General features: G+C 61.6%; 17 protein-coding genes. 5 read left to right on the top strand and 12 right to left on the bottom strand.

Annotation, left to right across the window (positions count from 1 at the left end; genetic code table 11):
• The first annotated feature begins 1 nt into the window (after position 1).
• Positions 2 to 1516, top strand: coding sequence for a tripartite tricarboxylate transporter permease (locus HK108_RS07775; protein WP_181271067.1), 1515 nt, complete (start codon positions 2 to 4; stop codon positions 1514 to 1516).
• Positions 1517 to 1525: 9 nt separating this feature from the next.
• Entirely contained in the window at positions 1526 to 2224 is a 699-nt protein-coding gene (locus HK108_RS07770; protein ID WP_181271066.1) for a helix-turn-helix domain-containing protein, read from the top strand.
• 52 nt (positions 2225 to 2276) lie between these two features.
• Here the strand turns inward: HK108_RS07770 and HK108_RS07765 are convergent, their stop codons facing one another.
• A complete protein-coding gene (locus HK108_RS07765; protein ID WP_181271065.1) occupies positions 2277 to 2951 on the bottom strand; it encodes an SRPBCC family protein in 675 nt (224 codons plus the stop codon).
• A gap of 465 nt (positions 2952 to 3416) precedes the next feature.
• Here HK108_RS07765 and HK108_RS07760 point away from each other — a divergent pair, with 465 nt between their 5' ends.
• Both HK108_RS07760 and HK108_RS07755 read left to right on the top strand, forming a co-directional pair.
• Positions 3417 to 5498: a hydantoinase/oxoprolinase family protein gene (locus HK108_RS07760; RefSeq protein ID WP_139467823.1), complete on the top strand. Its 2082-nt coding sequence runs from the start codon at positions 3417 to 3419 to the stop codon at positions 5496 to 5498.
• Entirely contained in the window at positions 5495 to 7333 is a 1839-nt protein-coding gene (locus HK108_RS07755) for a hydantoinase B/oxoprolinase family protein (RefSeq protein ID WP_139467824.1), read from the top strand. Before HK108_RS07760 ends, HK108_RS07755 begins: the two co-directional genes overlap by 4 nt.
• 64 nt (positions 7334 to 7397) lie before the next feature.
• On the opposite strand, the gene HK108_RS07750 is transcribed toward HK108_RS07755, so the two are convergent.
• From HK108_RS07750 to HK108_RS07715, 8 genes are all read right to left on the bottom strand, one after another.
• Entirely contained in the window at positions 7398 to 8087 is a 690-nt protein-coding gene (locus HK108_RS07750; RefSeq protein WP_139467825.1) for a FadR/GntR family transcriptional regulator, read from the bottom strand.
• A 194-nt stretch (positions 8088 to 8281) separates the two neighbouring features.
• Positions 8282 to 9139, bottom strand: coding sequence for an HpcH/HpaI aldolase/citrate lyase family protein (locus tag HK108_RS07745; RefSeq protein ID WP_181271064.1), 858 nt, complete (start codon positions 9137 to 9139; stop codon positions 8282 to 8284).
• A complete protein-coding gene (locus HK108_RS07740) occupies positions 9132 to 10505 on the bottom strand; it encodes an MmgE/PrpD family protein (RefSeq protein ID WP_139467827.1) in 1374 nt (457 codons plus the stop codon). The genes HK108_RS07745 and HK108_RS07740 overlap by 8 nt, the downstream gene beginning before the upstream one ends.
• A 14-nt stretch (positions 10506 to 10519) precedes the next feature.
• Positions 10520 to 11674 carry an acyl-CoA dehydrogenase family protein gene (locus tag HK108_RS07735; RefSeq protein WP_181271063.1) on the bottom strand — a complete coding sequence of 385 codons (1155 nt, stop codon included), beginning with the start codon at positions 11672 to 11674 and terminating at the stop codon, positions 10520 to 10522.
• A gap of 4 nt (positions 11675 to 11678) precedes the next feature.
• On the bottom strand, positions 11679 to 12839 hold the full coding sequence (locus HK108_RS07730) for a CaiB/BaiF CoA transferase family protein (protein ID WP_139467829.1): 1161 nt from the start codon (positions 12837 to 12839) through the stop codon (positions 11679 to 11681).
• A gap of 77 nt (positions 12840 to 12916) precedes the next feature.
• Positions 12917 to 13444 carry a MaoC family dehydratase gene (locus HK108_RS07725; protein WP_139467830.1) on the bottom strand — a complete coding sequence of 176 codons (528 nt, stop codon included), beginning with the start codon at positions 13442 to 13444 and terminating at the stop codon, positions 12917 to 12919.
• 68 nt (positions 13445 to 13512) lie between these two features.
• Complete coding sequence (locus HK108_RS07720) at positions 13513 to 14853, bottom strand: MFS transporter (RefSeq protein ID WP_181271062.1); 1341 nt, start codon at positions 14851 to 14853, stop codon at positions 13513 to 13515.
• 55 nt (positions 14854 to 14908) lie between these two features.
• Positions 14909 to 16402 carry an amidase gene (locus tag HK108_RS07715; protein WP_181271061.1) on the bottom strand — a complete coding sequence of 498 codons (1494 nt, stop codon included), beginning with the start codon at positions 16400 to 16402 and terminating at the stop codon, positions 14909 to 14911.
• Positions 16403 to 16742: 340 nt separating this feature from the next.
• Here HK108_RS07715 and HK108_RS07710 point away from each other — a divergent pair, with 340 nt between their 5' ends.
• Positions 16743 to 17243 (top strand): NADPH-dependent FMN reductase, encoded by a 501-nt coding sequence (locus tag HK108_RS07710; RefSeq protein WP_181271060.1) that lies wholly within the window; start codon positions 16743 to 16745, stop codon positions 17241 to 17243.
• Between the two features lie 183 nt (positions 17244 to 17426).
• On the opposite strand, the gene HK108_RS07705 is transcribed toward HK108_RS07710, so the two are convergent.
• From HK108_RS07705 to HK108_RS07695, 3 genes are all read right to left on the bottom strand, one after another.
• Entirely contained in the window at positions 17427 to 17756 is a 330-nt protein-coding gene (locus tag HK108_RS07705; protein WP_139467834.1) for a putative quinol monooxygenase, read from the bottom strand.
• An 82-nt stretch (positions 17757 to 17838) separates the two neighbouring features.
• A complete protein-coding gene (locus HK108_RS07700) occupies positions 17839 to 18624 on the bottom strand; it encodes an acetoin reductase (RefSeq protein WP_181271059.1) in 786 nt (261 codons plus the stop codon).
• A 170-nt stretch (positions 18625 to 18794) separates the two neighbouring features.
• On the bottom strand, positions 18795 to 19622 hold the full coding sequence (locus HK108_RS07695) for an IclR family transcriptional regulator (RefSeq protein WP_172172749.1): 828 nt from the start codon (positions 19620 to 19622) through the stop codon (positions 18795 to 18797).
• Positions 19623 to 19674 lie beyond the last annotated feature (52 nt).

Here is a 19674-nt window from a genome sequence, read left to right as displayed (position 1 = left end):
CATGGACACTCTCATCGATCTGGGAGGCGGCTTCGCCTCGGCACTCGAGCCGGTCAGCCTCGCCTTCGCCCTCCTCGGCGTGCTGCTGGGCACCGTCGTCGGAGTGCTGCCGGGAATCGGACCCATCTCTGCGATCGCGATCCTCATCCCGGTCTCCTTCGGGATGGAGCCGGTGCACGGTCTCATCCTGCTGTGCGGAATCTACTACGGTTCGATGTACGGCGGCTCGATCACCGCTACGCTCATCAAAACCCCTGGTGAGGTCGCCAGCGCGGTGACCGCGATCGAGGGCTACGAAATGGCCCGCCGAGGTCGGGGCAAGGCCGCCCTGGCGACCGCGGCGATCGGATCGTTCCTCGCCGGCACCCTGGCGATCATCGGACTGACGTTCCTCTCACCCGTCCTCGTCAAACTCGCGAACGTCTTCGGCGCCACCGAATACTTCCTGCTCATGGCCACGGCCCTGCTGCTCGCGTCGACGATGTCGGCGGGTTCGCGGGCCAAGGCGCTCATCTCAATCTTCATCGGCCTGGCCGTCGGCCTCATCGGACTCGACTTCCAGACCGGACTGCCCCGGCAGACCTTCGGCATGGATCTGCTCTCCGACGGGATCGACTTCACGATCTTCGCGATGGCGCTCTTCGCCATCCCCGAGGCGATCCGCAACCTCGCGCTCGGACGTGGGGCGAAGGACGAGATCCAGAGCTTCGGGAATGACAAGTGGATGACGAAGGAAGACTGGCAGCGGTCGGCCGGCCCGTGGGCGCGCGGTTCCGTGGTCGGCTTCATCATCGGCATCCTGCCAGGAGTCGGTCCGTCGCTGGCCTCGTTCATGTCCTACATCATGGAGAAGCGGATCTCGAAGCGGAAGGACGAGTTCGGTCACGGCGCCATCGAGGGCGTGGCCGGCCCCGAAGCGGCGAACAATGCCGGCGTCGGTGGTGCGATGATTCCGCTGTTCAGCCTCGGCATCCCGGGTTCGGCGACGACGGCGCTGCTGCTCTTCGTGTTCACGATGTACGGTCTGCAGCCCGGGCCGCTGATCTTCCGGGACGAGACCGGTCTGATCTGGACGATCATCGCCAGCATGTACATCGGCAACATCGCGCTCATCATCCTCAACCTGCCGCTGGTCGGGGTCTTCGTGAAGCTGTTGAAGATGCCCAAGGAGATCCTCTTCTCGTCCATCCTCGTGCTTGTGGTCATCGGGGCCTACGCCATCGAATTCAGTCTGTTCGGGCTGATGATGCTCGGCATCTTCGGCGTCATCGGCTATCTCATGGAGAAGGGCGGCATCCCCATGGCTCCGGCGATCCTGGCGCTCGTGCTCGTGCCGCTGCTCGAGGACAACTTCCGGCGTATGCTGCAGATCTCCGGTGGATCGTTCGCACCCCTGGTCACCAGGCCGGTGTCGCTGTCGATCATCATCCTCATGGTGGCAGGCATCATCGGACCCATCATCTTCCGGTGGTGGGTGTCCCGGCGGAAGCTGCTCGCCGATGTGACGGTGTCGTGAGGAGTGGGAATGAAGAGTTCTGAACAGGTGCCGGCGGAGATCGGAGTCATCGACCGCAGTGCGGCCATCCTCGAAGTCCTCCAGGACTCGCCGATGACGGCTGCGGAGGTGTGCCGCCGCCTCGGCTATTCGAAGTCGACGACGTATCGGCTGCTGACCGACCTGCGGGCGCACAAGTTCATCGTCCGTGACTCCTCGGGGCTGCTGCGGTTGGGCCCTTTCCCGGGCAGGCGCAATATCGCCACGACGAACTCGGTGCTCGACCATCTGCGGACGATGACCGGGGAATCCGTGCAGATGTGGGTCCGCGTCGGTGAGGACCGTGTGTGCGTGCGCAACGTCGAAGCCGATCATGAGCTGCGCGTCTCGCGCGGAGTCGGTGCGGTGCTCCCGCTCGTCGACGGCGGCTCGGCTGCCCTGGCGCTGTGCGGGCCGGGAAATCCGGCGGAGTTCTACGCGACCAAGCAGGCACGGGTGGCCGGGACCGCCTCGGCGAGTGTGGCCTTCACCGTCGATGCGATCGTGTTCGCCCTCTGTGTGTCCTACCCGCTGACGCGGGAACCGGACAACGTCGCCGGCGCCTATCGCAGCCTGCTCAGCCGGGCCGCCGTCGAGCTGCGGGCGCTGCTCGACGGCAGCGAGGAACTCGAAGTGCTGCGCGATATCGCCCGGCTGGCGCTGGGGGCGCGGAAGCAGGCGGGGGAGTAGGCAGGGAATGGGCGGGACCATTCCGCCGTTGGCTCAGTCGGCGGACGAGAGGTCACTCGGTCGGAGGCTGGCCTAGGTAGAAGCCTGTGGTGCGTTCGGCAGCGGCGCGCGCCTGATCGACGGGTGTTCCTGCCGCCGCTGAGGCCTCGCCCCAGCGCGTGCTGGAGGTGCGGACGAATTCCTGTGCCGGCGCCGAGGTGACCCATTCGTTCTCGTCTTCCGGGCGTCCCGTGCCGGCCACGAGATGGTTGGCGAGACCGAGGAGGGAGATGTCCCACCCGACCCCGGTGGCGCCGGGTCCGAACTGCACCCAGAAATCGGCGTTCGCCTCACCTGCGTGCGAGTGCTCGAGGGTCAGGCGTGCGCCGCCGTCTGCCTCGGCGATGCGGATGGCGACATGGCTGATTCCTCCTGCGAACTCCCAGGTCAGCGAGTAGAAGTGGGGCGGTTCGCAGTTCTCGATCGTGCCGGAGGCATTGCCTTCGATCTGGTAGCGACCGCCGAGTTCGAGGTCGCCGCTGACGGGTGCGAACCAGCGCTCGAGCCGGACCGGATCGGTGCAGGCTTCCCAGAGGTCGGAGACGGTGGTCGGGTAGGTCTGGCTCAGCGTCTGGACCGTGTGCTGGGTGTCGCCCTCGACGGTGATGTTGAGCCCGCGGTCGACGGCGTCGGCCTGCGCGGCGAGGACCTGGTCTTCGGTGGGGCGACTGGAGTCGGGGGTGGTCATGGAAGCTCCTCGGAGGTCGTCGATGATCTGACGGCGGTTGAAGGTGAGGTGCGGGAGGTTCGCCGAAGATCGGCGGTACTTCATGGTAACCAAGGATGCGCAGCAGTGGAATGGTGTCTGATTCGGCTTCTGCCAGACGGCACTGTCCCTTTGCGCGGGCGTTCTCGGCTGACAGCATGTCCGATTGCGGGACCCAGAAACGACGGAATGGAGTGAGCCACTCGTCGACGCCGCGCAGTAGTGCCGCCTCGGTGTCGAACGGAGTGGAACTGGATCCGGTTTAGAGGGGGTATCCCAATCGCTTAAACATCAGGTGTTTATGTAAGTATTCTCGTGAATTCCTGGAAATATTGTCGAGAATTGGGTCTAGCGGCCTCTATATATCTGATGTATATTCGCTTCAGTGGTGCGCACAGAGCAGTGTCAGCCATCACTGAAATCCTCCTACACATTGATTGGACTTCCATGAGACGACTTGGAGTTGACGTCGGCGGAACTTTCACCGACCTGGTCCTATGGGACGACGACGGCACAACCACAGTACATAAGACACCTTCGACCAATGAGGACCCGTCAGTCGGCACGATGAAGGGGATCTCTGCGCTGGAGGTCAAAGCGGAGATCGACCTCGAAAGCATCGACATGTTCTTCCACGGGACGACTGTGGCGACCAACATCGTCCTCGAGCACAACGGTGACGATGTCGGCCTGATCACGACTGAGGGGTTCAGAGATCTCCTCCACATTGCGCGGAAGAAGCGTCCTCTGAACTATTCGAACTATCAGGAGCTGCCTTGGCAGAAATGGCAATTGGTTCCTCGCCGAAACAGGCGGACAGTGCCCGAACGCATAGATGCGTCCGGAGCCGTTCTCACCTCGCTGGACGAAGACGCCGTTCGACAGGAAGCGCGGCTCCTGCGGGAGCGTGGAGTTGCCGCGGTGGCCATCGCGTTCCTGCACGCCTACAAGAATCCCGCCCACGAACAACGGGCACGCGAAATCGTAGAGGAAGAGTTCCCAGAGGCGTTCATCTCTCTGTCCAGCGAAGTTGCCAGCCAGTATCGAGAGTACGAGCGATTCTCGACGACCGCTCTCAACGCCTTCGTCGGACCGAAGACATCGAACTACATCTCGAAACTCGTCGACGAGGCGAGTGCTGCGGGCGTAAGTGACGACGTCCACCTCATGACCTCTGCTGGCGGACTCGTCACTGCCAGGAGTGCTCGCCAAACCCCGGTTTCGCTCCTGACGAGTGGTGTCGTCGCCGGGCTCATCGGAGGCTGCGCAATCGGAGCGGCCTCAGGCTATCCGAGCGTCATCACGCTCGACGTGGGAGGCACATCAGCCGACGTTGGAGTCGCACCCGACGGACGCCTCCGGATGAAACACTTGCTCGATACCCGTATCGGCGACTATCACGCAATGGTTCCGATGGCCGAAGTTGACACCATCGGGGCGGGTGGAGGCTCGATCGCTTCGATAGACGAAGGAGGCATGTTCCGTGTCGGCCCGCGCAGCGCCGGTGCCGTGCCGGGTCCTGCTTGTTTCGACCGCGGCGGCACTGAGCCTACCTCGACTGACGCCATGGTGGTCCTCGGGTGGCTGCGCGAGAAGAGCTTTCTCTCCGGAACCATGGAAGTCCGACCGCAGCTCGCCGAGCAGGCAGTGAGGAATCACATCGCTGAGCCTCTGGGCCAAAGCACCGAGAAGGCGGCCATGGGCATCTTTACGGTGCTCGCACATTCAATGACCGAAGCGATCAGTCTGCACTCGGTCCGCAAGGGCTACGATCCACGAGACTTCTCACTGGTCGCAGAAGGCGGCGCCGGTCCGCTGTTCGCCTGGCATATCGCAAAGCAACTCGATATTCCGCGGATCATCGTGCCAACGCACCCCGGGATCACCTCGGCAGTGGGCCTCCTGGCCACCGACATACGCTACGAAGTTCCGACAACGGTGTGGACCTCGTCGGACCAGGCTGACATCGACCTGCTTGCACGCGAAGTCGCCCGCCTGACCGACCAGGCCGTCGCGCAGCTCAAAGGCGACGGAATCCCCGATGAGCACATTGACCTCGAGTGCAGCGTCGACTGCAGATACGTCGGACAAGGCTACGAACTGCGAGTCCAGGCACCCAGCGGAGAGATCGACGCCGACTGGGTGGAGCAGGTCGCTCAAGCTTTCCACGAGCAGCACGGGCGTATGTACTCGCAGCGGTTCGACGACAAACCGGTCCAATTGGTTAATGTTCGGATGACCGGTATCGGAATGGTGCCTCAGATCAGGCTTCCGAAGATAGCCGTTGGCGATGCCGACTCTACTCCTGCGAAGGTGGCGACGGCACAGACCCTGATGTGGACGGATGATGCGGGCAGTCCGAAGTGGGTCGACACAGACGTCTATTCTCGAGAGCTTCTTCGAGCGGGCAACGTCTTCGACGGACCGGCCATTGTCGAACAATTCGACTCGACAACTGTTATTGGAATCGGACAACGGGCCACGGTCGATGAGCTCGGACACATCATCATCGAAAGGTGCGCACAATGAGTGAAACAACAATGCCGATGACTGGTGTCTCACTGGCACCTGAAGTCCCTCATCGCACGTGGAACTCGGTTGAGGTAGACCCGATCACCTTGCGAGTGATCGGAGGTGCCCTCGATTCTATGGCGAAGGAGATGGCCCAGGTTCTCTACCGGATGGCGTATTCGAGTCTCATCCGAGAATCAGAGGACTTGGGAGCTGGAATCTTCGATGTCTATGGACGAGAACTCTGCGAATCGGACTCGACACCGATGCACTGTGGGTCGATCCCCGCCTATATCAAGGGAGTAAATCGCCGGCTTGCAGGAAGCTACCGTCCCGGCGATGTGATTCTCCATAACCATCCGTACCACGGTGCAGCTCACTCGCCTGACTACGGAATCATCATTCCCATTTTCTGGAACGACGAACACATTGGATTCGCCGGATGCACAGGGCACGTATCGGACATTGGCGGTAATTTCCCGGGACTGTGCATGGACGTTGTCGACGTCTGGGCAGAGGGCAAGCTGATGGACTCGATGAAGATCTACGATGCGGGCGTGCGCAACGACATGCTCATTCAGCACATCCTCGACAACGTCAGAACGCCGGAGCAGAACCGCGGCGACCTCGAGGCGCTCGTGTCATGCGCTCGTATCGGGGAAAAGAGATTCGTCGAACTTCTCGAGACGTATGGCCTCGATACTGTGATGAGCGCGAGCGAAGCCTGGATGGACTATTCGGAGAACATGCTCCGGAGCCGGATTCGCGAATTGCCGAACGGCAGCTACGAAGCACCGATCGGCTACCTCGACGATGATGGGAAGAACCGTGGAGTCCCGTTGAAGGTGGCAGTCCGAGTCGACATCGAAGACGACGAAGTGCTTATCGATCTCACCGGTTCGAACGACCAGGTTCCTACAGCATTCAACGTTCCTTTCGAAGGCTCGGTGTTGCCGGTTGCGGTGAGCGCCATCCGAACGATATTGCTCGACGAGGAGACGACTCCAGAATACGTCCCTCAAAACGACGGCTGCTTCCGTCCGGTCCGGGCCTATGCCCCCGAAGGAACAATATTCAACCCAGACTTCCCTGCTTCGTGCTTTGCCCGATTCTCACAGGTCAATCGTGTCTTCGACTCGATCAACTTGGCGTTGGCACCGATTCTGCCGGACCAGGCGGTTGCCGGTTCATCGTCCGCGCTCTGCGCCATCGCATATTCGGGAGTTGCGGAAGATGGAGAGAGCTACTGGGTATACATCGAGATCAATGAAGGCTCGTACGGTGGTCGCAACGGCCGAGATGGGCTCGACGCCGTCGACGCGCTGATGGCGAATACGAGAAACAACCCGATTGAGGAACTCGAACTCAACCACGCCATGCGCGCCGAACGATACGAGCTGCGCGATGAATCTCCGGCACCGGGACAATGGAGAGGCGGCATTGGCAGTGTCCGCCGCTGGCTGATGATGACAGACACCTTCCTCGGGTCCGAGGCCGACAATCGAAGCGATCCGCCTGCGGGTGTGTTGGGCGGCGCTGACGGAGTCTCCGGGTCTTTCGTTCGCAATCCGGGAACGGAACGAGAAGAGGTGCTCCATTCGAAGGTCACTCAGGAGGTCGTTCACGCAGGAGATACCTTGGAGATCCGGATGCCCTCAGGAGGCGGATTCGGCGACCCTTTCAAGAGAGACCCCTTCGCGGTTCTCCACGATGTATGGGATGAGTATCTGACCTCGGAAGAGGCTGCTCGTGATTATGGTGTCGTCGTCGATACTGAACGGTGGGTCGTCGACGACGCGGCAACGTCGGCACTGAGGTCTCGAGATTCTCAAACTCGAAACGCCGAGAATTGATCTGCGCAATGCTCAGCATCAGTGAGGGCCCTCTTCTTGTAGGAGGGCCCTCACTAGTGCTGAATCAGAGACCGCGACTGCGGTAGTACTCAGAGACGGAATCCAGATGCTGGCGCATGAGTGACATCGCGGCCATAGAGTCGCGGCGGACGATCGCGTCGAAGAGCGCCGAATGATCGTGGCTCACGCTCGTGCCGATGTTTGCAGCAGCATTCGCTTCGCCGACGATGTTCTGAAGTGCATTGAACAGTGGGATAGTCACGACTTCGAGCAGGGGGTTGTGCGCCGCCTCGACGATCTGCTGATGGAAAGTCGAATGGCTGGAGAACGACGATTCTTCGCTGCGCAGACTCGGATCCGAGTTACGCAGCTTATTCAGGTCGTCGTCGGTTCGTCTCGATGCAGCATAGCCGGCTGCCGGAACTTCGGTGATATGCCGGATCTCCATGAGGTCATCGATCGAGATCGAGTCCGAAGAGGCCAGGAGAGTGACCCCGACTTCCAACTGCGAACCCAAATGACCGACGGTCGGAATCGTGACGAACGTGCCCCCATTGACGCCGCGAACGCTTTTGACCAGATGTTCGCTCGACAGGGTGCGAAGTGCTTCGCGAATGGTGCTCTGTCCGACAGCGTAGGTCTCGCGCAAGTCGGCGTCTGAGGGCAGCCGAGAGCCGGGGGCAAAAGTCCCGTCGAGGATGTTTCGACGGATCTTCTCAGCGACGACGGCATAGGCGGTTTTCGACTCAACCATGTGAAGTCCTGACCAGCAATCGATTGAGGCGGGTGCACTGAGGCATTCTGTCTACTCTCCTTGTCAGGCTGTTCGAATCGGTGGTCTGCAGCCGAAGACGATCACCTGTGATGCCATGGTAGTGCGATACCCTTCCACGGACCGCTCAGCTCGCGCAGATCCGTGTCGGATCGCATTGCCGCCGGGTGCTCAGGTCACTGGGTCCTGGCGAGAACTCCTTCCGCCCTGCGGATGATGACTTCGTCGACGAGCTCGCCATCGAGGACGAACGCGCCTGCAGCTCGAGATTCGGCCTCAGAGACCACGGCAGCTGCCCAAGCCACCTCTGACTCGCTGGGAGCGAACTCGCCGCGAATGATTTCGATCTGTCTCGGGTGAATCGCCAGTTTGCCGTCCATTCCGTATGCTGACGCCACCGCGGCGGCCCGTCGCAGCCCCGCATCGTCGGCCACAGTGGCATGCACCGAGTCAATGACGGGAACGTGGTGAGCTCGACCCGCGAAGAGGAGTGTCGCCCGGGCAAATGCGAGCAGGTCCTCGAACACACCAGCGGTCCCTTTTGTGTCGCGCGATCCCAGATCCAATTGCAGATCTGCCGTTCCCAGGGCCAAAGCATTGACGTTGGGGTGAGCCGCGATGCGATCGGATTCGACGACCCCGCGAGCCGTCTCGACGAGGGCGACGACGCTGAAGTCAGCTAGCTGAGTGAAGGGCTGATGTGATTCAGCCATCGGAACCATGACCGAACGGAAGCCCATCTCCCGTGCGAGTTCGAGGTCCCTATCGGCGTGCGCAGTAGACAGGCCGTTGATACGCAGACAAGCCCGCCTCGGTACGGACTCGGATCGCCGCAGCAGGCTTCGGGCTTTCTCCTTATCGGCTTCGCGAACTCCGTCTTCGAGGTCGATGACCATCTGGTCGCTGACTGCTGCGGCTTTCTCGAAGCGCTCTGGTCGGTCGGCCGGGACGAACAGCCATCCGGGACCCAACACGTCTGTTTCCGGCGGGTTCGTGGCGGTGACGCTCCCCGGTCCGCTGTCGACGTCAACCACAGAAATCTCCGATGACAGCGGCGGCTGGCCGGCCGACAGGAGCATCTGTCACGGTTGCTGCGATCTCTGCTGCTCGTACCGAGCCGACGACTGGTGATGCGCAGGCGGAGAACTTCTCAGCCACCTCGGCGTTCGTCAACGGGCGGGATTCGTGACCACGATTGATCTGCTCCGCCTCGTGGAAGGTGGTGCCGTCGTCGAGTGTAATGGCCAGGTCTCCGGAGAATGCTTTCGGATAGAGGCTCGCTGGGTCGTGCTGTATATCCACCCGTGCTGCGACGCTGAGGACCGACTCGTCGGCGCGAGCCGTCTCGTCGAGTTCGGCGAACGTGATCTGCCCGTGCTGCAGAGCCGCAGCTGTGAGATAAGGCAGGCTGAACTTGGCGTCGTACTCGCTGCGAGGTCGCAGCTTGTCCGCAGCCGGTTCGCAGACCACCGCACCGGGTACATCATGGATCTTCGCCGAGATCGACGCGATTCGGTCGAAGTCGAAGTTCGGTTCTTGCCGGAGGCGCAGCGCAATATCGATGAACGAATGGGTGAAGTGACAGGTGGGGAACGGTTTGACAGCAACATTCGCCACTTCCCATGTCTCACCGAGGGTTTCGAAGACCTCGAGCCCAGGCGCATCTTCACCCTGGATATGAGTCCGATACAGACCGAATCGGCCCTCGTAGATTTCCGTCGGACCGGTGTACCCGGCAGCGGCGAGCGAAACAGCATGGAGGCCGGCGTTGGCCGCCCAACCTGGGTGCAGCCGTTTCGTAGGGGCTCCCTCATCGAGGAACTGGAGGAGTCCGGAGGAGAACGAACCGACGATGCCCTGAGCGTCAACGAGTTTGTCGACCGGAAGGCTGCGCAGGACTCCGATGCCGACTGCCGATCCGAACGCTCCGAGGATACCCGTGGGGTGGAATCCTTTGTCGTGGAACCGTCCGTCGACGGCCATCCCCAGACGGGAGTTCACCTCGATGGCGAGGATGTAGCCGAGCAGGAGGTCGCCGAAGCTGATTGATTCGTCGGCGGCGCTCGCGCTGATGACGGCGGCAAGAGAGGAGGCACTGACGTGCGATACGGCGGCTATGTGCGTGTCATCGAAGTCGTGGCCGTGGATCATCAGGCCGTTCGCGATCGCCGCTCCGGTCTTGGAAAGCGTGGTCGAGCTGCCGATGACCGGAGTCTCACCAGGGTCGAGCTCAGCGAGTCCGGCCAAGGTGACTGCCGCGAAATCCTGATTGCTGGCAGCAAGGGCGACCCCGACCGAGTCGAGCATAAGATGACGGGCACGCGACTGCACTTCTGCGGGAATGTCATCGAGCCTGATCGAAGCGACTGAAGAGGCAATGGATTCTGAGATGCTGGTCATGAGGTCTCCTGAAATCAGATCGCGGTACGGCCGGAGAAGATCGACTTGGCGATCACGGTATTGAGGATGTCATTCGTGCCTTCGCCGATGCTCATCAGCGGGGCGTCGCGATACAGCCGTTCGATCTCATACTCCTTCGAGTAGCCGTAGCCGCCGTGGATGGACATGGCTTCGATTGCGGATTCGAGGGCGACTTCTGAACAGAAGACCTTTGCCATACCGGTCTCTCCGTCTGCCCGACCTTTGAGCAGCGACTGAGCCGACCAGTACATCAGCTGACGCGCCGCCTGCACCCGTGTTGCCATCCGGCCGACCCGCAGCTGGATCGCTTGGAACTGGGAGATGGGCTGACCGAAGGATTCGCGTTCCTGGGCGTAGGCGACTGATTCTTCGAGCGCCCTCTGCGCGATGCCGACGGAACGGCCTGCAATATTCACTCGTCCCCATTGCAGTGCAGAGAGCACCTGCTGCATACCTCGGCCCTCGACTCCGCCGAGCAGAGCGTCGGCGCTCACTTCGCAGTTGTCGAAGACGATCTCACAACTCTCGGGGCCCTTGTAGCCGAGCTTCGGGATGTCCTTGGTGATTTCGAAGCCGGGTGTGTCCGCACTGACCAAAAGGATGCTCATGCCCTTGTGCGCTGGCGTTGTCGAGGTATCTGTCTTCACGAGAACCGGCAGCGGATCGGCATGCCTTGCGTTCGTGATCCACATCTTGGCCCCGTTGATGACGTACTTTTCACCGATCTTCTTCGCCGTCGTCTTGATGCCCTGCAGATCGGTTCCGGCATCGGGCTCGGTCAGAGCGAGGGCCGTACGCCGCTTTCCCGAAGCGAGAGCAGAGAGGTGCTTCGACTTCTGCTCGTCTGTGCCGTGTTCGGCGATCATCTTCGCCGCCATCGTGTGGCTGCCGAGGACTCCAGCGATGCCCATCCAGCCACGGGCAAGCTCCTCGAAGACGATTCCGAAAGAAACGGGATCGATGCCCAGACCGTCGTGCTCCTCGGGGATGGTCAGTCCGAACAGCCCCATTTCTTTGAGCTTGTCGATGATTTCGGCCGGGTATTCACCCGCTGCTTCCATCTCTCGGGCGACGGGGACGATCTCCTTGTCGACGAAAGTCCGCAGCGATGTCTTGAAATCGTTCTGCTCTTCGCTGAGTTCGAACATGGTCTCAGGCTCCTTTGCTGTTCAAAGTGGTGCCGATCTCTTTCAGGAGTTCGGCGCGGTGTTCATCGATCGTCGGAGCTGCTCGATTGCTCGTCAGCGGAGGTCCGACTCGCGGGGCCGTCGCAATATTGCGGATCGTTCCCCACCGATGGTGTTCGGTGTCGAAGACCAGGCCGCGTTCGGCGATCAGCGGATCCTGCAGCGCCTCTGCCACGCTCTTGACCTTGGCCACAGGGACTCCGGCTGTTTCCAACAGCTCGACCCACTCATCGGCGGGGCGTTGGAGGAAAGCCTCGTCGAGGATGTCGAGAAGTTCTCCTCGGTGTTCGATCCGCTTGTCGAAGCTCGAGAACCTGTCGTCGTTCAGCCTTTCGTCTCCGACCACCTCGGCGAGGCGGAGATAGAACTTCTCTTTGGCGCAGCCGACGGTCATCCAACCGTCGCTGGTCTCGAACGCCTGGAACGGGACGAGCGACGGATGTGAGGACTTGGGGGTCCGCTGCGGTTCGAATCCCTCGTTGAGATGCCAGTTGCCCACGTAGGTGAGCATCGACACCGCCGTGTCGAAGAGGCTGAGGTCGCAGTCGGTGCCCACTCCGTCTCGACGGGCGGCATGGACCGCCGCGAGCATCGAGATTGCGGCGACGAGTCCGCCGCTGAAGTCGACGAGAGACAAGCCTGATTTCGTGGGTGGTCCGTCGGGCTCGCCCGTGATGTCCATCCATCCGGCCGCGGATTGCAGCATGTAGTCGTAGCCCGGCCGCTTCGCCGCCGAACCTCCGCCGTAACCGGACAGGTTGCAGCACACGATCTGGGGATTGATGTCCTGGAGGTCGGCGTAGGTGATGCCGAGCTTGGCCGGAACATCGCCGCGGAGATTCGAATAGACGACGTCGGCACCGGCAACGAGGCGGTCGAAGATCTCACGATCGGCTGCATCACTCAGGCTCAGCGCGATGCTGCGCTTGTTTCGGTTGAAGGACTCGTAGAAAAGCGAATCGGTTCCCTCGCGAAACGGCGGAACATAACGTCCGATATCGCCGCCGGTGCTCGGGTCTTCGATCTTGATGACATCGGCGCCCAGATCGGCGAGTTGCATGGATCCCCAGGGGCCCGCACCGTACTGTTCGACAGCGATGATTCGGATGTCTTCAAGGGGCTGCATCCTGTCTCCTCTTGAGTTCGTTGTGTTGTCTTGATGCGGAGTCCGCGGCTGCGGGAAAGGCGTGTTCATCATGGTGCTCAGCTGTAGTCGCTGACCGAGTCAGCAGTCTCGGGGAAATGCCCTTGGCCGATTCCGCTGTCTCTCGTGGCGATCATGACCGAGCGCTTCCAGCTGACCACGGTGACGCCGTCCTGGTTGAGGCCGCGAGTCGTCATCGAGATGATGCCTGCGTAGTCACGGGACTTCGACCGACGAGCCTCGGTGCACGCGCTTTCCGCGTAGAGCGTGTCGCCGACATAGACGGGGTGGCGGAAGTTGATGTCCGTGAAGGCGAGGTTCGAGATAGCGTTCTGACTCATGTCGAACACGCTCAGGCCGAGCACCATGGCCACAGTGAGACCGGAGTTGACGATGACCTTGCCGCCAGTGATCGGATTCTGCGAAGCGAAGTGTTCGTTGAAGTGGTTCTGGTTCGTATTGAGGGTCAGGTTGGTCAGCCAGACGTTGTCCGCCTCGGTGATGGTGCGTCCGAAAGGGTGCTGATAGATGTCACCGACGGTGTAGTCCTCGAAGAACCGGCCGATGGTGGCGTCGTGGATTGTCATGTTTCTACTTTCTTAGTGGGCAGTGGCTGAAAAGTCAGGGGAGTGCTGTCTCATCGGGCAAGGCGAGATCAGGAGATCTCTTCGAGGCTGCGTCCGCGGGTTTCGATGGGTATCGCAACGACGACGGCGATCATGCACACGGCCATGGCGCAGACGAAGCCGATGGGGCCGAAGATCCCGAATGCCACGAACAGTCCCGACATGACGAACGGCACGACGATCGACGCGCCGCGAGCGAAGGTGTATGAAATGCCGGTTCCGCGCAGACGGAAGCGGGTCGGATAGAGCTCGGGCATGTAGGAGTAGAGGACAAACGTCACCAGGGTGTAGATCGCAGTAACGAGCAGAATGCCGATGACGACGATCATGAGGATCGACTGCGCGGCCGCATAGGCCAGGCCGAGTGGTATGACGATGATCGAGAACACGACGATTGCCGTACGTCGGTTGAGCTTATTGATGAGCAGCAGGCAGACGAGGCCTCCACCAGGTGCGCCGAGAGCCATCGCCGTCGTATAGGCCAGGGAGTGGGAGACGTCGATGCCCTGTTCGACGAAGAACGTCGGCATCCAGGAGATGAAGCCGTAGACGAACATGTTGACTCCGACGGCAAGGACGGTTCCGAGTACGGCAAGCTGCCAGAACGGGCGTTTGGAGGTTGTCGGCGATTCGTCGCTGTTGGTGGCAGTGGTCGGTGCAGGCGGATTGGTCTCCAAGGTCGTCGCCGATTTCGCTTCGAACCGTTCGACGATCGCCTGAGCCTCGCTCAGTCGTCCCCTGACCACAAGCCAGCGGGGCGATTCCGGGCACCTCCGGCGTGCCAACCAGACGATGACCGCCAGAACGGCCCCGATGACGAACATCCAGCGCCATCCGAAGTTCGAGATCACCAATGCGCCGATCGCCGAGGCGAAGAGCAGACCCGAATTCACGAGGATGCCGAGGGCTGCTGTCCACCTCCCGCGACTACGTGGGGGAATGAACTCGCCGAGGATGGCAGCGGCGAGGACGAGTTCGGCCCCGAGTCCGATACCCATAACGAATCGGGTGCCGACGAGGAATTCGAAGTTCGGAGCCAGTGCGGCGGCGAACCCAGCGACGGCGAAGATGGCCAGATTGATCTGATAGCTCATCCGTCGTCCGAATTTGTCCCCGACGAAGCCGGCAGTTGCCGCTCCGAGCAGCATGCCGAAGAACGTCATGGACATGAAGACTGCGATCTCGTGGACCCCGGCGAAGCCTGTCGAGACCAGTGCCGCCGAGACACCGGCCGCGACATAGATGTCGTAAGCATCAATCATGGCCCCAGCCCCGATGTAGGCGAAGAGCTTCTTGTGTTCTGTGTTGGGGGTGAGCGCATCCATGCGCGCCCCGATTTCTATTTGTTCTGCAGTGGTGTCAACGGACATCCTTGTCGCGCCTTTCATCGGATTCATACCGAAATAGTGGTGATTCTCTGGGCAGTCATTTCTGTGGTTGTCTGCAGGTCTCTGCAATAGTCGCCGCGACTGCGAGCAGCGCCCGGTCGTCGTAAGGGCGGCCGATGAGCTGAAGTGCAGGCGAGAGGCCTCCTCCTGCAGTTGGCAGCGGGACAGTGATCGCAGGCAGTCCGAGATAGTTGATGGTGCGTGTGTACCTGCTGGCTCGCATGTAGTCGCTGCGAGCACGGGAACCTGTCGCGTTGGACGTCGACATCTGTGGCGCGAGGATCGGGCTCGTCGGTGTGAGGAGGAACCGCGAACCTCCCATAGCCGTGGCGAGAAACTCGGAGGTCAGGGCCGAACGGCAGGCGAGAGCATCTGCGTAGCCGATCGCGGGAATCGCAGTTCCACGGATCACGCGTGAGAGGACCTGGTCGCCGAGGAGGTCCCAGTTCCATCCGAGGATGCTGCCGACGTTTCGTGCGGCCTCGACGCTGACAACTGTGACGGACCTTCTGTTGAGCTCGGCATCGTCGATGTCGACTCCATTTCCGTCCAGACGTCCGAATCCACTGGTATTGCTCAGTCCGATCTCCTCGACGACGTCGAGTGCACTAGCGAATGCGGAGGCGACCTCGTCCTCGCAGTCTCTGTCGACGGCAGACCGGGACAGGTGTGTGAAGCCGGAGAACTCTGAGGCATTGCAGGTTTCGAGCCGGCTGCGAGCTTCGATATAGACGACCGAGGGGTCGGAGACGAGAACCTCGAAGGCCTGCTGCGCAATCGTGGTGTCGGAGGCCAGCAGACCGATGGTGTCAAGAGTCTCGGAAAGCGGGATGAGACCGGAATGGGAGAAGAGGCCATTGGTGGGTTTGTATCCGACGAGGCCGCAATAGGCAGCTGGAAGCCGTACGGATCCTCCGGTGTCCGTACCCAGAGAGAGATCGCAGGCGCCGGTGGCGACGGAGATTGCCGAGCCACTCGACGAACCCCCGGACAGGTGGGAAGCGCTGAGGGGATTGACGCCGTCTCCGAACCATTGGTTGTGGCCGGTGGGACTCAGCGCGAATTCCGCCATATGGTTGGCCCCGATGATCGCTCCTCCTGCCGTTTCGAGTGAGCGGAGTATGGGGGAGGTGGTCTCTGCTCGCGTGTCCGACAAGGCCGGGCTGCCAGCAGTGATCGGATAGTTGCGGATGCCGATATTGTCTTTGTGGGTGATTCTCAACCCGGACAGTTCATCTGTCAGTACAGGTGCGCCAGTGACCGTGGACTCTGTGTATGTGCGGAAGATTCCGGTTCTCGGGGACTCGTCGACGGTGTTGTGCCAGTGAACATCTGAGGAATCGACTGAAGTGCCTGGTGGATTGAGCCAGTGAGGCGGTGACGGTGGTGTGAACGAGCGGTCTATTTCGGTGGCACTCGCGGCAACGAGGGATTCTGCACGGTCATTGCCGACAGAGCCGAGGAGGTTGTCGACGGCTCCGCTGATGCGCGCCGCCGGGTGCGCATCGTGGTTCTCAGAGGTGGTGCTCATTTCAGCCCGTTCTCATTGCGATGTGCGGTGCAGCGCGGCTCTGCGCGCACCGGCCATGGAGCGACTCGAGGCGATCGAGTGGAAACTCCTGATGGCAGAATCGAGCTTAAACCTATGATGTTTATACGTCAATAGGAATCTTCTAGAGCTAAAGCTGGCTCTGAGGCTAGTTAATATCTGATCAATTGGGCTTCGATGTGGCTATGTGACGGTGAAACGCGTCTGTGACTCCCTGTGACTGTGGCGAAATAGGACTCTGGTCTGCATGGTTAGGGTGACTGTCATGGAAGGCGGCGAATGTCCGTCCTTCATCGGCTCAACTGTTGGGAGAGGACCCCTTATGACCACACGCATCGCCGTCGTCGTCGGCAACCCGAGCTCGAATTCGCGAACCCGCCAAGTGGCCGAAGACCTCGCCGCCAAGATCGCCGAGGTGACCGGATCCGAGATCGACGAAACCATCGAACTCGCCGAGGTGACCGACGAGATCTTCGAATGGAAGTCCGACCGCCTCAACACACTCACCGAACGTCTGGCCACCGCCGACTACGCCGTCATCGCCACGCCGACCTATAAGGCCAGCTACACCGGACTGCTCAAAGCCTTCCTCGACCGGTACGACGCTGGCGGTCTGCACGGGCTGACCGCGATCCCGGTCTTCACGATCGGGTCCCCGGCGCACACGCTCGCGGTGGAGACGACCCTGCGTCCGCTGCTCGTCGAACTCGGCGCCAGCGTGCCGACGAAAGGTCTGGCGTTCCCGACCGCAAAATTCGATGACCGCGCAAACGTGCTCGACGAATGGGTCGACAGCCAGAAGGCGTGCCTGCCGCAGAGGTGAGCCTTCAGCTTGGTGAACCTGCAGCGGCTTAGTGCAGGGGCCGAGCTATTGCAGTTTCACCACGCGGGAGAGCTGGCCGGTGCCGGGAACGTGGCGCGGGCCCGCTGAACGCATCAGCGGACCCGCGCGACATCCTCGGCGAATGAGGTCGCCCCGATCGGGGACGGGTGCCTCGGTGGGGGTTCAGCCGATCTGCAGCTCGCCCATCGCATCCCAATCGTCACCGTCGATCTGACGGGAGATGATCTTCGGGGTCGCTGCCAGTGCGGAGTGCATCGGCCCGCCTTCGGCGGTCGCGGCCTGGAAGTGGTCGGACTTCACGTGCGCTTCGGCGGCATCGTCGTCGAAGGCTTCGACGAGGACATACTCGTTCGGGTCATCGAGGCTGCGCGACCAGTCGAACCATTTGTTGCCCGGTTCGGCACGGGTCGCCTCGGTGAATTCGCGGGTGAGTTCGGGCCACTGGTCGGCCATTTCGGGCTTGACGGGGAACTTCACGACGATGAAGATCATGGCTTCTTCCTTCTCTCTGTGGTTGTTCTCTCGGGTGGAGATGTGGGTGTGGCGGTGTCGGTTTCTGCTATCAGCGACAACGTTACGAGAACTGCATTCCGCCGTCGACGAGCATGGTCTGCCCGGTGATGTAATCGGAGTCCTCGCTGGCGAGGAACGACACGAGGTTCGCGACGTCCTCGGGCACGGACACCCGGCCCATGAGGATGTCACCAGCATATTTCTTGATCGCCTCACCCTTGGCCAGGCCCTCCTCGGCGGCGAGCTTCTCATCGATGAGATCCCACATCGCGGTGCCGACGATGCCGGGCCCGTAGGCGTTGACGGTGATGCCGTGCTTGGCCCACTCCATTGCCGCGCCCTGGGTGAGCCCGCGCACCGCCCATTTCGTCGCCGAATACGGCGACAGGAGGGCGAAGGGGCGGAACGCGACGATCGAGGCGGCGCCGATGATCTTGCCGCCGTTGCCCTGCTCGATCATCTGCTTCGCCGCGGCCTGATACGACAGGAACACCCCGGTGAGATTGACGTCGACGATCTTCTCGAAATCGGCCTTCGAATAATCGATGAGGGGTTCGACCTGCGCGATTCCGGCGTTGGCGACGAAGACGTCGAGTTTTCCTCCCGCTTCCACGGCGACCTCGACGAGGCGGCTCAGCGAATCCTCGTCCGTGACGTCGACCTCAGCGACGGTGGCCCTCCCGCCTGCGCTTTCGATCGTTGTGACGGTCTCCGCCACCCCGTCCTGCATGCTTGGCAGGTCAGCCACGATGACATGATGGCCATCGGCTCCGAGCCTCTGCGCGATGCCCTGGCCGATTCCCCGTGCGGATCCCGTCACCACTGCGACGCTGTTGTTCGTGCCCATTTCTCCTCCTTGAGTTCTCAACTATGAGCGAGCACCATCATTCTCAGCAGAGTCGGCAGCCGGAGGACATGGTTCTTCTCATGTGGCGATAAAGCTGGGGGGTCAAACGTGGCCGGTTGTGGGGCGGGTGGTCGCTGTCGCGAGTGCTGTCTCCATCGGGAGTTCGGGGCTCAGGCGTGTTCGGCGACGGGGACGGTGACCGACCCGCCGCGCAGGTAGCTCGACGCCAGTCCCGCATGCTCGCGCAGGGTCGACTCGACCAGCTTCGCGCGACCCGCCATCTTCGACGAGGGGGTGCTGATCGCCATCGCCCCGACCTGCATTCCCGTGCCGTTGCGCACCGGCACGGCCGCGCAGGTCTGACGGGGCAGGAACTCCTCGTGCTCCCAGGCGATTCCGCGGGTGGCCACCTCGGCGAGGTGGGGGTCGAGGGCCTCCCGACTGATCATCGTCTGCGGGGTGAGCACCTGCATTCCGCGCGCCTCGAGGTAGTCGGTGCGCTGCGGTTCGGGCATTCCGGCCAGGAGGATCTTGCCGAAAGCGGTGGCGTGCGCCGCCTCGTGGAAACCGAAGCGCAGAGGCCGCAGCCGCGGATGCTTCTCGCAGTCGGAGCAGTAGGTGAGGATGATGTCCGAGCCGCGGTAGATCGCGAAGTAGGCGGCAGTGCCCAGCGACCGGTGGAGCTGATCGGTGATCTGCCGGATCGGATGCGGAGCGACGAGGCGCTGCTGGAACGACAGTCCGAGTTCGAAGCATTTGGGACCGAGCTCGAAGCGCTTGGTGTCCTTGAGGTAGACGAGATACCCGGAATCGGCGAGCTCGTTGAGGAGCCGGTAGACGGTGGGCAGCGGGATCTCGAGGCGGGTGGCCACGGTCTTCGCGGCGGCACAGCCCGAAGCGGCGACGGCCTCCAGGACGGAGAAGGTTCGTTGGATCACGGCACTGTTGGACACACGGTCTCCTGACTGTGCGATCGCCTCGGCGATCGACTTTTTCATGTGATGAGAATGAGGATAGTCCATGGTGTCGCGGGTCACATAGGTTGCTCAT

This window comes from Brevibacterium sediminis (assembly GCF_013623905.1).
GTDB lineage: Bacteria > Actinomycetota > Actinomycetes > Actinomycetales > Brevibacteriaceae > Brevibacterium > Brevibacterium sediminis.
This window is presented reverse-complemented; position numbering and strand designations above follow the sequence as displayed.

Coding starts and splice junctions, on each gene's coding strand:
- HK108_RS07705 (WP_139467834.1), bottom strand. CDS start 17,756: ATGATCTTCATCGTCGTGAAGTTCCCCGTCAAGCCCGAAATGGCCGAC.
- HK108_RS07755 (WP_139467824.1), top strand. CDS start 5,495: ATGAGTGAAACAACAATGCCGATGACTGGTGTCTCACTGGCACCTGAA.
- HK108_RS07765 (WP_181271065.1), bottom strand. CDS start 2,951: ATGACCACCCCCGACTCCAGTCGCCCCACCGAAGACCAGGTCCTCGCC.
- HK108_RS07715 (WP_181271061.1), bottom strand. CDS start 16,402: ATGAGCACCACCTCTGAGAACCACGATGCGCACCCGGCGGCGCGCATC.
- HK108_RS07770 (WP_181271066.1), top strand. CDS start 1,526: ATGAAGAGTTCTGAACAGGTGCCGGCGGAGATCGGAGTCATCGACCGC.
- HK108_RS07740 (WP_139467827.1), bottom strand. CDS start 10,505: ATGACCAGCATCTCAGAATCCATTGCCTCTTCAGTCGCTTCGATCAGG.
- HK108_RS07720 (WP_181271062.1), bottom strand. CDS start 14,853: ATGTCCGTTGACACCACTGCAGAACAAATAGAAATCGGGGCGCGCATG.
- HK108_RS07775 (WP_181271067.1), top strand. CDS start 2: ATGGACACTCTCATCGATCTGGGAGGCGGCTTCGCCTCGGCACTCGAG.
- HK108_RS07725 (WP_139467830.1), bottom strand. CDS start 13,444: ATGACAATCCACGACGCCACCATCGGCCGGTTCTTCGAGGACTACACC.
- HK108_RS07760 (WP_139467823.1), top strand. CDS start 3,417: ATGAGACGACTTGGAGTTGACGTCGGCGGAACTTTCACCGACCTGGTC.
- HK108_RS07710 (WP_181271060.1), top strand. CDS start 16,743: ATGACCACACGCATCGCCGTCGTCGTCGGCAACCCGAGCTCGAATTCG.
- HK108_RS07735 (WP_181271063.1), bottom strand. CDS start 11,674: ATGTTCGAACTCAGCGAAGAGCAGAACGATTTCAAGACATCGCTGCGG.
- HK108_RS07695 (WP_172172749.1), bottom strand. CDS start 19,622: ATGAAAAAGTCGATCGCCGAGGCGATCGCACAGTCAGGAGACCGTGTG.
- HK108_RS07700 (WP_181271059.1), bottom strand. CDS start 18,624: ATGGGCACGAACAACAGCGTCGCAGTGGTGACGGGATCCGCACGGGGA.
- HK108_RS07750 (WP_139467825.1), bottom strand. CDS start 8,087: ATGGTTGAGTCGAAAACCGCCTATGCCGTCGTCGCTGAGAAGATCCGT.
- HK108_RS07730 (WP_139467829.1), bottom strand. CDS start 12,839: ATGCAGCCCCTTGAAGACATCCGAATCATCGCTGTCGAACAGTACGGT.